This is a genomic window from Novosphingobium sp. GW835-FHT14H07 (genome assembly GCF_058793515.1).
The window spans coordinates 187,970-200,648 of the sequence record NZ_JBXAFX010000002.1; the positions used below are offsets into that span (position 1 = coordinate 187,970).

The window sequence follows — 12,679 nt, forward strand, 5'->3', positions numbered from 1 at the left end:
CGCAATGAACAAGAACGATCTCATCGGCGCCGTCGCCGATGTCAGCGGCCTGTCGAAGGGCGATGCGACCAAGGCCGTCGAGGCCGTCTTCGAATCGATCTCCGGTGCGCTGGCCAAGGGCGACGAAGTGCGCCTGGTCGGTTTTGGCACCTTCTCGGTAGCCAAGCGCAAGGCGTCGACCGGTCGCAACCCGCGCACCGGAGAGCCGATGTCGATCAAAGCCTCGGCGCAACCCAAGTTCAAGGCTGGCAAGGGCCTCAAGGATGCGGTCAACTGATCGCAGCCTGACCGGGCCTACTGCCTGGTGAGTTTCGGAGCCGCGTCGGTCAGGCAGACCGGCGCGGCTTTTTTCATGGTGCGATGCGGATGAGCGCGGTGGGCGCTTCCTTGGTACGCTCGTTTACCTTCCACTGCAGCGTCTTGCCGGAAGGGGAGGCGACGGGCCCTTCGTCGGTATTGTTGGCGAGAATTTCGCCGTCTGTGCTGAGCATCAGCACGCCGTCGAGCACAGGCATGCCATCGCCGCCGGCCTTTCCGCTCTTTTCATCGGCAGCCATAGCAGCCATGCCCATGATCGGAGAGCTTGCCGCACCGGAGGCAAACGCAGGGGCATCGATGCGCACGCTGCCATCGGCGCGACGGATGAAGGTGACGAAGGGCATGACCATCGGCAGCTTTTCGATCATCGGGAAGCTGAAATCGTGGGTCAGCTTGCCGGTGATCGCGTATTCCACTTCGAACTTGCCGTCGCCCTTGTCGATGACTGACTTCCAGCCCTTCTGGCGGCGCAGGCGTTCGGCGAATTCCTGCGCTGCGCGCGGGTCTGAAGGATCGATGCCACCGAGCATGGCCTTGGCCATCTGCTCGTCGGATTTCTGCTTCTCAGCCGCGGCAGCCTTGCTGGCGGCGACCTCCTCTTCCCAGGCTTTCTTCTGCTCCGCGATCTCGCCGTCCGTGCAGGCCCGTTCCTCGCCCTTCTCATCGTCGAAACAGCTCGAAGGTTCGAAAGGGGCGGTCTCGTTCTTGCGGTTGCGCTCTTCGGCAGCGAGCTTCGACAGGGCGAGGACATGGATTTCACCCTTGTAGGTGAAGCTGAAGCTGCCGTCCCTGCGCAGGTCGATGGCGGAAGTGAACTTGCCGGGGAGGAGCAGGCAGCCTGCCAGCAGGAGTGTAGCGAGCGTTGCCGCCGCCAAAGCCCAAGAACGCTGCATCTGCCCCTCCTGTCGCGCTTACCCCTCGCGCGTGGCCACCGCGTAGAGCGCGATCGCCGCCGCGTTCGATACGTTAAGGCTTTCAATCGCGGACGCAATCGGCAGGCGCGCGATCGCATCGCAGTGCTGGGCAACATTGTGGCGCAGCCCTTCGCCCTCGGCACCGAGGACCAGTGCAACCGGACCTGCGGGGACGGCGGAGGGGAACACCGCCTTGCCATCACCGTCGAGCCCGATGCGCCAGTAGCCTTCCTCGCTCATCCGCTCGAGCGCGCGCGACAGGTTCACCACTCGGACCCATGGCACGATTTCCAGCGCGCCGGAGGCAGATTTGGCGAGCGTGCCCGATTCGGGCGGGGCATGGCGGTCCTGCGTGACGAGCGCGGCGACATTGAACGCAGCGCAGGAGCGGAGAATCGCGCCGACATTGTGCGGATCGGTTACCGAATCGAGCACGACAATCGTGCGGCCATCGGATTCGTCGAGAACATCGTCGAGAGCGACATCGTCGAGCGGGGCACAATCGAGCACGAGGCCCTGGTGGGGTGCATCCTTGGCGACGAGGCGCGCAAGGTCGGCGGCCTGAGCGTATTCCACGGGCAACGAGGCGGGCAGTTCGGCATCGTGATCGTCGAGCATGGCCTGGATCGCCTCGCGCGTGCCCCACAGCTTCTTGGCATCGCGGTTGGGATTGGTCAGCGCAGCCTCGATCGCGTGGCGGCCCCACAGGCGGATCGAGCCCGCGCTGCCCCGGCCCGACCCGCGTCCGCCCTTGTTGCGGCCGGCGCGGCCGCGCAGCGCACGGCCCTTCGGTTGATCGTCATTGCGGGGCATCAGGAGACCTTCTCTGCAAGCTTGTTGAAAAATTTCGTGTCGCGCATGCCAGCCTGCCCATTGACAGGCAAGTCCAGCTTCGCCAAAGGGGCCGCCACTCGGCCGGACGGTCTCCTCGGAGACTTCGAAAATCGGCTCTTCCTTCGGGAGGAACCGGCACCGGCAGCACTGGTGTGGACAGGTGGCCGAGTGGTTAAAGGCAGCAGACTGTAAATCTGCCCGCGCAAGCGTACGCTAGTTCGAATCTAGCCCTGTCCACCACCGCTGCTTCTCGATTACGAGGGATTTCTCGGCCTTAATCGGCCAATTAATTCCTGTTGCATGGCACGGGATGTTGCGCAACGCTGTGCAGCATGACGACGATCCGCATTCCCGCTTCTGGCGGTCTGGCCATCGTGGCCGACGAACTGGGCAACCCGGATGCGCCCACCGTGATCCTCGGACACGGCGGTGGGCAGACGCGGCACAGCTGGGACCGCGCGGGGCATGAACTGGCCGAGGCCGGATATCATGTCATCAACTACGATCTGCTGGGCCACGGTGAGAGCGACTGGGAGCCTGATGGCGATTATTCCTATGCCCGCCGTGCTGCTGACCTCACGGCCATCGCAGCGCGGGCGCGGGGACCATTCGCGTTCGTCGGTGCTTCCCTGGGGGGACTTTCGTCGATGGCGGCGGCAAGCCTTGGGACGATGCCGGCAGCGATGGTGCTGGTGGACGTGGTGGTGCGTCTGTCTGAATCCGGGGTGGACCGCATCGTCGAGTTCATGTCGGCCAATCCGCGTGGTTTCGGTTCGCTTGAGGAAGCTGCAGATGCGATCTCGGCCTATTATCCGGACAGGAAACGCCCGGCGCGGCTCGATGGCTTGCGCAAGAACCTGCGCGAGGGTTCCGATGGGCGGTTCTACTGGCACTGGGACCCGAAGTTCCTGATCGGAGGGCGGCCTCACGGCGCACTCGAAGACCTGATCGAGAACGCGGGTTGGACCGCGACTGTGCCGACATTGCTGGTCCGCGGCATGAAGTCGGACATCGTTACCGACGAAGGCGTGGCGCATCTCGCCGAACGGATTGCGCGGCTCGAGGTCGTCGACATTGGCGGCGCGGGACACATGGTTGCCGGCGATCGCAACGACCTTTTCAACGAGGCGGTCATCGGCTTTCTGGCGCGTGTGATGCCGCCTGTGACGGGCGAAGCGCTGCGCGAGCCGGGATGATTGCTTGTCCCGGCGCGAGGCAGCGCCTAGATGGGAAGCATGTCCGGAGAAATTCTCGATAACCGTGGTCGCGGTTCCGCCGGTTGGTCATGGCCATCCATCCATCCCGAAGGGCGCAAGTTTGGCCTGATCGCTGCTGCGTTGAGCGCGGGCGCCGCCTTCATGGCATGGGAGACCATCGCCTGGCCGCTCGCCTTTCTGACGCTGGGCGTGCTGGCCTTCTTCCGCGATCCCGTGCGCGTTACGCCGCGGGACGACAGGTTCGTCGTATCGCCCGCCGACGGTCTGATCACGCTGATCCAGAAGGTGCCGCCGCCGCGCGAACTGTGCGCCGACGATGGTTCTGGCGTCCGCGGCATGAACCCCGAGCCGGTCACCCGCGTGTCGATCTTCATGTCGGTATTCGACGTGCACATCAATCGCACCCCGATCGCCGGGACGATTCGCCGTGTCGTCTATATTCCCGGCAAGTTCGTGAACGCCGACCTCGACAAGGCGAGCGACGAGAACGAACGCCAGCACTTCCTCGTCGAACGTGGTGATGGCGTACAGATCGGCTTTACGCAGATCGCAGGGCTTGTAGCGCGCCGCATCGTGCCGTTCGTCAAGGGTGGAGACATCGTGGCGGTGGGGCAGCGCGTGGGACTTATCCGTTTCGGCAGCCGTGTTGACGTCTATCTGCCTGCCGGGACCGAGCCGAAGGTGCTCATGGGCCAGAAGTGCGTCGCCGGGGAGACGATCCTTGCCGAGATCGGTGAAGCTCCGATGATCGAAGGCATCGGCCAATGATCGACGAGGGCAGGGCGGCTCGCCTCCGTCGCGGGCGCCTGCCCGGGGGGCTAACGTTGCGGGCGATGGCCCCGAATGCGATTACCACTGCCGCGCTTTGCTCGGGCCTGACCGGGATACGGTTCGCGGTTACTGCAGCGTCCGGCACCGATCCGGTGCAGGTGGCCGAGGATTGGCGCAAGGCAGTTGCTGCCGTCATCATCGCAGGCCTGCTCGACGGCATCGATGGCCGCATCGCCCGCCTGCTGAAGGCGCAGTCGCGCTTTGGCGCGGAGCTCGACAGTCTGGCGGACAACGTCTCGTTCGGCGTAGCGCCCGCTCTCATCCTGTTCCTATGGTCTCTGCAGGAGGCGCCCCGCGTCGGCTGGTTTGCCGCACTTGCGGTAGCGATCGCTTGCGCGCTTCGGCTTGCCCGATTCAACGCGCGCATCGACATGGAGGAACAACCCCACAAGTCGGCAGGTTTCCTGACCGGTGTGCCGGCACCGGTTGGGGCGGGGCTGGCGTTTCTGCCGCTCTACCTCTGGATTGCCACGGACAACCCGGTGTTCCGCGAACCCTGGCTGGTCGGGCCTTGGCTCGTTCTGGTGGCGTTCCTGATGATTTCCAACATCGCTACGCTGAGCTGGTCGTCACTCCGACCCCGTCGCAGCGTACGGCTGGAACTGATTGCACTGTTCGGTCTGGTGATTGCGGCGCTGCTGAGCGAGCCTTGGCTGACCCTGTCGGGGATCTGCATCGCCTACCTGCTGCTGATCCCCGTAGGCGTGGTGCGCTACGCCAGAGTCAGGCGGCAGCGCGCCGCGAGCGTGCGGAGCGAACCGCATCCGCCTGCTTGAACGCGCGGCGCGGCGTGCGACGGAGCTGAGGCGCGGCGAAAGCCCGGGGCGCGTCGGCTTCGTGGCTGGTGACATGGACCAGAAATTCGCGGTCACGCTCCAGCGAGCGGTATTCTGCCAGAAGAGCAGTGATCTGCCCTTTTCGCCCCTGCATCGTCACGAAAGCCGCGCCCACGGCGAAGGTGGCTGCAGCTGCGAAGACGAGTGTGCAAACAAGAGCGAGCATTGGACCATTCCCTGCGTTCTGCCAGATCCACCTGGTTAAGAATCCATTTACGATTCACCTGTGGATAACCTGTGGATTGAGCTATCGTTCCTGACTGTCCGATGACTGATTCGGATATGGAGCTAATGTTCCTGTTTTGTTCCGATCCGTCAAGCTGGAACAGGCGTGCCAACAGCCAAATTGCTGCCAAACGACCCATATCCTTGATTTGAAGCGGATATTTATTGCAGCGTGATCGGATTAATCTCGATCAAGCACGGCGTTGGCCTAGGGACCAGCGGCGCGATTCAATGCTGGATTTTCCCGCATTCCTCATCTATCGGCGGCCCGTTCGCATGAATCCGTTCGGCATGGTGCTGACGGAATAGGGCGAACAATCCACACGGGATGCACTTTCACCGGTGCCGCCAGCGGGAGCTCCGCAGCGGTTCCAGCGTCCCGGAGGCACAACCGGAAAGGAATTACCCATGGCGGCACCAGTCGTCACGATGCATCAGCTTATCGAAGCCGGGGCCCACTTCGGCCACCAGACCCACCGCTGGAACCCGCGGATGAAGCCGTACATCTTCGGCGCCCGCAACGGCATCCACATCCTTGACCTGTCGCAGACCGTTCCCCTGTTTGCCCGTGCGCTCGAGTTTATCTCGGCGACGGTCCAGGCTGGCGGAAAGGTCCTGTTCGTTGGCACCAAGCGCCAGGCGCAGGAGCCAATCGCGCAGGCAGCGCGCGCTGCCGGTCAGCACTACGTCAACCACCGCTGGCTGGGCGGCATGCTCACCAACTGGAAGACCATCTCGGGGTCGATCAAGCGCTTCAAGGCTCTTGAAGAGCAGCTCGCTGGCGATACTGCCGGTCTGACCAAGAAGGAAGTCCTTCAGCTGACCCGCGAGCGTGACAAGCTTGAGCTGTCCCTGGGCGGCATCCGCGACATGGGCGGCATTCCGGACGTGATGTTCGTGATCGACGCCAACAAGGAAGAGCTGGCGATCAAGGAAGCGAACGTCCTCGGTATCCCGGTCGTCGCGATTCTCGATTCGAACGTCTCGCCCGATGGCATCGCATTCCCGGTTCCGGCAAACGACGACGCAAGCCGCGCCATCCGCCTTTACTGCGAAGCCGTTGCTGCTGCTGCCACCAAGGGTGGCCGTGACGCGGCGATCGCTTCGGGTGCCGACCTTGGCGCCATGGCGGAGCCGCTGGCAGAAGAAGCCACGGCTGAAGCCTGATCCGGATTTTCGTGTGGCGGCCTTGCCTTGCAATGGCGGGCCGTCACCGAACTGACCCGGGTACGATTTACGAGCCGCGGCAGTGCTGCGGCTTCCTGTGTTTTCAAGATAAAGGATCAACGCAATGGCTTACACCGCCGCTGACGTGAAGAACCTGCGCGAGCGCACCGGCGCCGGCATGATGGACTGCAAGAAGGCTCTCGACGAGGCCGGCGGCGATTTTGAAGCCGCCGTTGACGCACTGCGCGCCAAGGGTCTGGCCGCTGCTGCCAAGAAGTCGAGCCGCACCGCCGCCGAAGGGCTTGTCGGCGTTGCCGTTTCGGGCACGAAGGGCGTTGCCGTCGAAGTGAACTCGGAAACCGACTTCGTCGCCAAGAACGACCAGTTCCAGGACTTTGTCCGCAAGGCCACCGAAGTTGCGCTGAACACCGGCGCTTCGGACGTCGAGACGCTGAAGGCCGCAGCCTATCCGGACGGCGGTTCGGTTGCTGACAAGCTGACCAACAACGTCGCCACCATCGGCGAAAACCAGCAGCTGCGTCGCATCAAGCATGTCGAAGTCTCGAACGGCGTCGTCGTGCCCTACATGCACAATGCGGCCGCCACCAACCTTGGCAAGATCGGCGTGCTCGTCGCGCTCGAATCGGATGCTGCTGCCGACAAGCTCGAGGCGCTCGGCAAGCAGATCGCGATGCACATCGCCGCTGCCTTCCCGCAGGCTCTCACTGCCGACCAGCTCGACGCCGAACTGATCGCTCGCGAGCGCAAGATCGCCGCCGAGAAGGCTGCGGAGAGCGGCAAGCCCGCCGAAGTCCAGGCCAAGATGGTGGACGGTGCCGTCGCCAAGTACGCCAAGGAAAACGCACTGCTGTCGCAGATCTTCGTGATGGACAACAAGTCGACCATCCAGCAGGTCGTCGACGCCGCTGGCAAGGAAGCTGGCACGAAGATCGTGCTGAAGGACTATGTCCGCTTCCAGCTCGGCGAAGGCATCGAGAAGGAAGAGACCGACTTCGCTGCCGAAGTGGCTGCTGCCGCCGGCATCAAGTAAGTCTGCGTTGAACGATCCCCGCATGGACGGGCCGGATATCTGGCCCGTCGGTGCGGGGATCGTTATGCCTGCGCCCTTGGCAGGCCCCTTCACAGGGTTATAAGGGCGGCCACTTCCCTTTGGTTACGAGTGCATCCGATCCATGAGTGTCCCCAGCTACAAGCGCATTCTTCTGAAGCTCTCGGGCGAAGTGCTGATGGGGGAACAGCAGTTCGGGATCGACACGGACTACGTCGCCCGCGTGGCGCAGGAAGTGAAGGACGCGCGCGACAGCGGCCTCGAGATATGCCTGGTCATCGGTGGCGGCAACATCTTCCGCGGCATGGCCGGAGCTGCCAAGGGCATGGATCGGGCGCAGGCCGACTACATGGGCATGCTGGCTACGGTGATGAACGCGCTGGCGATGCAGTCGGCGCTGGAACAGCTTGGCGTCCCGACCCGCGTGCAATCAGCGATCGAGATGGACAAGGTGTGCGAGCCGGTGATCCGTCGTCGTGCCGAGCGTCACCTGGAAAAGGGCCGCATCGTGATTTTCGCAGCCGGCGTAGGCGCACCCTATTTCACCACTGACTCCGGCGCTGCGCTGCGCGCTGCCGAAATGAAGTGCGACGCCTTGCTCAAGGGGACCAGCGTGGACGGCGTCTATGATGCTGACCCGAAGAAGGATGCCACGGCAAAGCGTTATGAAACCGTGGATTATGACACGGTGCTGGCAGACAACCTGAAGGTCATGGACGCAAGCGCAGTGGCGCTGTGCCGTGACAACAACATTCCGATCGTCGTCTTTTCGATCCGCGAGCGCGGCAATCTTGCCCGCGTGCTTGCGGGCGAGGGGACGCAGACGATTGTCAAGCAAGGAGCCTGAGCCATGGCAAAGTACGACAAGGCCGATCTCGAACGCCGCATGAAGGGCGCTGTTGAATCGCTCAAGGGCGATCTTTCCGGCCTGCGCACCGGTCGCGCCAATACCGCGCTGCTCGATCCGATCCTGGTCGAGGTTTACGGCAGCCACATGCCGCTCAGCCAGGTGGCCAGCGTCTCCGCGCCGGAACCGCGCATGCTTTCGGTACAGGTGTGGGACAAGTCGAACGTGACTCCGGTCGAGAAGGCAATCCGCTCGGCAGGCCTGGGCCTTAATCCGATCAGTGATGGACAGACCCTGCGCCTCCCGATCCCGGACCTCACCGAGGAGCGCCGCAAGGAACTGGCCAAGCTTGCGAGCAAGTATGCCGAGAACGCCCGCATCGCGATCCGCAATGTGCGCCGCGATGGCATGGATGCTCTCAAGGCCGACGAGAACAAGAAGGAAATCTCGGAAGATGAGCGCAAGCGCGCCGAGACCGACCTGCAGAAGCTGACCGACGATATCATCAAGCAGGCCGATGAAGCGGCTGTGGCCAAGGAAAAGGAAATCCTCGGCAAGTGACGGCGGTCCCCGCCTCGACGGGCGGCAGCGCGTCCCATGGCGCGCGGCACGTCGCGATCATCATGGACGGCAATGGCCGGTGGGCGAAGAAGCGGATGATGCCGCGCGCCTTCGGCCACAAGCGCGGTGTAGACACGGTGCGGGACATTGCCCGCGCCGCGCGCGACATGGGGCTTGAGGCGCTGACGCTCTATGCTTTCTCGTCGGAGAACTGGAAGCGTCCGGCGGACGAAATTGCCGACCTGATGGGGCTGTTGCGGACATTCATCCGCAATGACTTGGCGGAACTCGTTGGCAACAACACGCGACTGAAGATCATCGGCGATTATCAGGCGCTTGCGCCCGATATCGTGGAATTGATCGAAGATGCGATGGCGCGGACAGCGGGCAATACTGGCACGATACTGGCAATCGCGCTGAATTACGGCTCGCAACAGGAAATCGCCCGGGCGGCCGCCAAGGCCGCAGCCAAGGGGCCGGTCACGCCCGAAGCTATCGAGGCGGAACTGGACACCGCGTGCCTGCCACCCCTTGACCTGCTGATCCGGACTTCGGGCGAGGTTCGCCTTTCGAACTTCCTGCTGTGGCAGGCGGCATATGCCGAGATGTGGTTCACGGACGTGCTCTGGCCGGACTTTACCGCGGCGCACCTGCGGGAGGCACTTGAGCAGTTCGGATCGCGCGAGAGGCGCTTCGGTGGACGCTGAACCCCAAGTCGCACCGAGCGCGGCAGAAGCTCCCAGAAAATCCGATCTCGGCGTGCGTGTTGCTTCCGCTGTGGTGATGCTCACGATCGCCGGTGCCGCCTTCTGGGCGGGCGGCCTGTGGCTGGACCTGTTCGTGGCCGTCGTGGCTTTCGGTGTATTCGTGGAGTACGTGCGACTGGTCGGCAAGATCGCTGACAATGCAGCGCGCCTCTCGTCGATGGTGATCTTCGGTGCGGTCTACGTCGGCTGGGGCGGGCTTGCCCTTGCCGTCATGCCCGAGCCGTTGATGCTGGCGGTGCTGGGCCTGGTGATCTGCACCGATACGGGCGCCTACTTCACCGGCCGTTCGCTCGGCGGGCCGAAGATCGCTCCCAGGATCAGCCCGTCCAAGACATGGGCCGGGCTGCTCGGGGGTATGGCGGCGGCAGGCATCTGGGCGTCGTTGGTGGTGCTTTCCGCAAGCTATCTCGTCTCTGCTATCGGGCCCACGGGGCCAAGCGTGGCGGCAGCGCTGGAAGTCGCCAACCTTGGCATGGCTGCCATCGCGGGCGCGGTGCTGGCCGTTTTTGCCCAGATCGGAGACTTCTACGAATCGTGGTTGAAGCGCCGGGCAGGGGTGAAGGATTCATCGCGACTGATTCCCGGACACGGTGGTCTGTTCGACAGGGTTGACGGACTGCTCCCGGTTGCCATCATCGTCGGCACGGCTTGGGCCGCAACGCAGGCAGGACTTTAGAGGCAGATGGCGCGCTCCATTTCCGTTCTGGGCGCAACCGGCTCGATCGGTGCCTCCACGCTTGACCTGATCAGACGCAATCGCAATGACTGGCGTGTCGTTGCCTTGACCGCCAATGGTGACGCCGAAGGTCTGGCCAGGCTGGCCCGCGAGTTCGGCGCTGAAGTTGCGGTGGTGGCCGATGAGGGCGCGCTGCCCGCCCTCCGCGAAGCTCTTGACGGGACCAGCATTCACGCAGCAGCGGGATCGGCAGCGCTGATCGAGGCGGCCTCGCGTGGGGCCGACATTACCGTGGCAGCGATTGTGGGATGTGCCGGGCTTGCCCCGACGATGGCGGCAATCGAGCGCGGCGGTGTGATCGCCTTGGCCAACAAGGAAGCGCTGGTTTCCGCAGGAGACGTGATGACTGCGGCCGTCGCGCGGCACGGCGCAACGCTGCTTCCGGTCGATTCCGAGCACAATGCCATCTTTCAGTGCCTGGCTGGCAATAGCCTTGAGCACGTCCAAGCGATCACGCTGACGGCGAGTGGCGGGCCTTTCCGCGATTGGACGCTCGAACAGTTGCAGCGCGCAACCCCGGCCGAAGCGGTCAAGCATCCCAACTGGTCCATGGGCGCCAAGATCAGCGTGGATTCCGCCACGATGATGAACAAGGGCCTTGAGTTCATCGAGGCGTTTCATCTGTTCCCCGTCGGGGTGGAACGCCTGCGCATCATCGTCCACCCGCAATCGATCGTGCATTCGATGGTCGAGTATCGCGACGGATCGACTCTCGCCCAGCTTGGCCCCTCGGACATGCGGGTGCCGATTGCTTCAGCGCTCGCCTGGCCCGAGCGGATGGACACACCCTGTGCTCCGCTCGATCTCGCCGCCATTGGACAACTGACCTTCCGCACGCCGGATGAGATCCGCTTTCCGGCTACGCGCCTTGCTCGTAATGCTGTGATCGAGGGCGGGGCGGCCCCTGCCACTATGAACGCGGCCAACGAGATCGCCGTGGCAGCGTTTCTGGATGGTCAGATTGCATTCACCCGGATCGTGCAATCGGTTGAGGATGTGCTTTCGCGCAGCGCCATGCCGGCGCCCACCTGCCTTGACGATGTCATCGCGATCGATGCCGAGGCGCGGGCAAGGGCGCGCGAACTGATGGAACCCGTACGCTGATGTCGCCGATGGAAAGCCCCGGAATTCTCGTCACTTTGCTCGGTTTCGTGCTGGTGCTGGGGCCTTTGGTGTTCATCCACGAACTGGGCCATTACCTTGTTGGCCGCTGGTTCGGGGTAAAGGCCGACGTCTTCTCCATAGGATTCGGCAAGGAAATTGCGGGCTGGACCGACAAGCGCGGCACGCGATGGAAGCTCTCTGCCCTGCCGCTGGGTGGCTATGTCCAGTTCGCCGGGGACATGAATGCGGCGAGCCAGCCCAGCCCCGAATGGCTTGCTCTCCCGGCCGAGGAACGCAATCGCACCTTCCAGGCGAAGCCGCTGTGGCAACGGGCGCTGATCGTGCTGGCGGGGCCGGTTACAAACCTTCTGTTCGCGGTGCTGATCCTGGCCGGGTTTACCCTCGCCTACGGCAAATCGGTCGTTCCTCCTGTGGTGGGCGAAGTTCAGGCGGGTTCCGTTGCTGAGCGTGCAGGGGTGAAGGTAGGCGACCGCGTGGTTTCCATCCGAGGTCGTGCGATCGAGTCTTTCCTCGATATCCGTCTCGAGGTTGGCCAGAATCCGGGGGAACCACTCGATCTGGTCGTGTTGCGGGAAGGTCGCCAGATTGACGTGCCAGTCAGCGCCGCTGTGAAGGTCGAAAGCGACCGGTTCGGCAATACGCAGAAGATCGGCTTTCTTGGCATCGGTCCCAAAAGTTACGAGATCGTCAGGGTCGGGCCAGTTGAGGCGGTAGTGGACGGCGTCAGGCAAACCGGCAACATCATCGCGATGATGGTCAACGGGATTGGCCAGATTGTCATGGGCAAACGCGAGGTCAAGGAACTCGGCGGACCGATCAAGATTGCCAAATATTCGGGTGAGCAGCTGGTTTCCGGTTGGCAATCGTTCGTCGGCTTCGTGGCACTTATCTCGATTAACTTGGGGTTCATTAACCTCCTGCCAATTCCGGTTCTCGACGGGGGCCACCTCGCTTTCTACGCGGCCGAGGCAATCCGCCGGAAGCCGGTTGGCCAGCGCGGGCAGGAGTGGGCATTCCGCACCGGCCTGGCGTTCGTCATGGCATTGATGCTGTTCGTCACGATCAACGACGTGGCGTCGCTCAAGCTGTTTGGAGGGTGAGGCGAGTTTGACTGCGTCCGGTGCGGGGACGCGTGGTATTCGGCGGTCAGGGGTGGCAGGCGGATTTCCACATAATGTCTTTCCACAGAAATGCGGGGCAATGTTTGCTTGATTGGCCTTGTGGCATCGGGC

The 12,679-nt window shown here is 63.4% G+C and carries 15 protein-coding genes and 1 tRNA gene; 13 read left to right on the forward strand and 3 right to left on the reverse strand.

Going from position 1 to position 12,679, the window contains the following annotated elements:
* Positions 1-4 precede the first annotated feature (4 nt).
* The gene (locus AC1Q5P_RS02905) at positions 5-277 is read left to right on the forward strand and encodes an HU family DNA-binding protein (RefSeq protein WP_039337436.1); all 273 of its coding nucleotides are present in this window, start codon (positions 5-7) and stop codon (positions 275-277) included.
* 73 nt (positions 278-350) lie between these two features.
* Here the strand turns inward: AC1Q5P_RS02905 and AC1Q5P_RS02910 are convergent, their stop codons facing one another.
* Both AC1Q5P_RS02910 and rlmB read right to left on the reverse strand, forming a co-directional pair.
* Positions 351-1,211: a hypothetical protein gene (locus AC1Q5P_RS02910; RefSeq protein ID WP_492518094.1), complete on the reverse strand. Its 861-nt coding sequence runs from the start codon at positions 1,209-1,211 to the stop codon at positions 351-353.
* Positions 1,212-1,229: 18 nt separating this feature from the next.
* Entirely contained in the window at positions 1,230-2,045 is an 816-nt protein-coding gene (gene rlmB / locus AC1Q5P_RS02915; RefSeq protein WP_039337438.1) for a 23S rRNA (guanosine(2251)-2'-O)-methyltransferase RlmB, read from the reverse strand.
* 175 nt (positions 2,046-2,220) lie between these two features.
* Between rlmB and AC1Q5P_RS02920 the strand changes: the two genes are divergently transcribed.
* From AC1Q5P_RS02920 to AC1Q5P_RS02935, 4 genes are all read left to right on the forward strand, one after another.
* A tRNA-Tyr gene (locus tag AC1Q5P_RS02920) sits at positions 2,221-2,306 on the forward strand.
* 92 nt (positions 2,307-2,398) lie between these two features.
* Positions 2,399-3,262, forward strand: coding sequence for an alpha/beta fold hydrolase (locus AC1Q5P_RS02925; RefSeq protein WP_492518095.1), 864 nt, complete (start codon positions 2,399-2,401; stop codon positions 3,260-3,262).
* Between the two features lie 39 nt (positions 3,263-3,301).
* Positions 3,302-4,051 (forward strand): phosphatidylserine decarboxylase, encoded by a 750-nt coding sequence (locus AC1Q5P_RS02930; RefSeq protein ID WP_039337508.1) that lies wholly within the window; start codon positions 3,302-3,304, stop codon positions 4,049-4,051.
* On the forward strand, positions 4,048-4,890 hold the full coding sequence (locus AC1Q5P_RS02935) for a CDP-alcohol phosphatidyltransferase family protein (RefSeq protein WP_492518096.1): 843 nt from the start codon (positions 4,048-4,050) through the stop codon (positions 4,888-4,890). The genes AC1Q5P_RS02930 and AC1Q5P_RS02935 overlap by 4 nt, the downstream gene beginning before the upstream one ends.
* On the opposite strand, the gene AC1Q5P_RS02940 is transcribed toward AC1Q5P_RS02935, so the two are convergent.
* Positions 4,838-5,116, reverse strand: coding sequence for a hypothetical protein (locus tag AC1Q5P_RS02940; RefSeq protein WP_492518097.1), 279 nt, complete (start codon positions 5,114-5,116; stop codon positions 4,838-4,840). The genes AC1Q5P_RS02935 and AC1Q5P_RS02940 overlap by 53 nt on opposite strands.
* 467 nt (positions 5,117-5,583) lie before the next feature.
* Between AC1Q5P_RS02940 and rpsB the strand changes: the two genes are divergently transcribed.
* From rpsB to rseP, 8 genes are all read left to right on the forward strand, one after another.
* Complete coding sequence (rpsB, locus tag AC1Q5P_RS02945) at positions 5,584-6,342, forward strand: 30S ribosomal protein S2 (protein ID WP_039337510.1); 759 nt, start codon at positions 5,584-5,586, stop codon at positions 6,340-6,342.
* A 124-nt stretch (positions 6,343-6,466) separates the two neighbouring features.
* A complete protein-coding gene (gene tsf / locus AC1Q5P_RS02950) occupies positions 6,467-7,393 on the forward strand; it encodes a translation elongation factor Ts (protein ID WP_039337443.1) in 927 nt (308 codons plus the stop codon).
* 142 nt (positions 7,394-7,535) lie between these two features.
* On the forward strand, positions 7,536-8,258 hold the full coding sequence (gene pyrH / locus AC1Q5P_RS02955; protein ID WP_039337444.1) for a UMP kinase: 723 nt from the start codon (positions 7,536-7,538) through the stop codon (positions 8,256-8,258).
* 3 nt (positions 8,259-8,261) lie between these two features.
* Positions 8,262-8,819 carry a ribosome recycling factor gene (gene frr / locus AC1Q5P_RS02960; RefSeq protein WP_492518098.1) on the forward strand — a complete coding sequence of 186 codons (558 nt, stop codon included), beginning with the start codon at positions 8,262-8,264 and terminating at the stop codon, positions 8,817-8,819.
* Between the two features lie 62 nt (positions 8,820-8,881).
* Positions 8,882-9,526 (forward strand): polyprenyl diphosphate synthase, encoded by a 645-nt coding sequence (gene uppS, locus AC1Q5P_RS02965; protein ID WP_492518152.1) that lies wholly within the window; start codon positions 8,882-8,884, stop codon positions 9,524-9,526.
* Positions 9,516-10,262, forward strand: coding sequence for a phosphatidate cytidylyltransferase (locus AC1Q5P_RS02970; RefSeq protein ID WP_492518099.1), 747 nt, complete (start codon positions 9,516-9,518; stop codon positions 10,260-10,262). The genes uppS and AC1Q5P_RS02970 overlap by 11 nt, the downstream gene beginning before the upstream one ends.
* A 6-nt stretch (positions 10,263-10,268) precedes the next feature.
* Positions 10,269-11,426 carry a 1-deoxy-D-xylulose-5-phosphate reductoisomerase gene (locus AC1Q5P_RS02975; protein ID WP_039337454.1) on the forward strand — a complete coding sequence of 386 codons (1,158 nt, stop codon included), beginning with the start codon at positions 10,269-10,271 and terminating at the stop codon, positions 11,424-11,426.
* Positions 11,426-12,547, forward strand: a complete 1,122-nt coding sequence (rseP, locus tag AC1Q5P_RS02980) for an RIP metalloprotease RseP (protein ID WP_082013475.1) — start codon at positions 11,426-11,428, stop codon at positions 12,545-12,547. The genes AC1Q5P_RS02975 and rseP overlap by 1 nt, the downstream gene beginning before the upstream one ends.
* Positions 12,548-12,679: the final 132 nt, after the last annotated feature.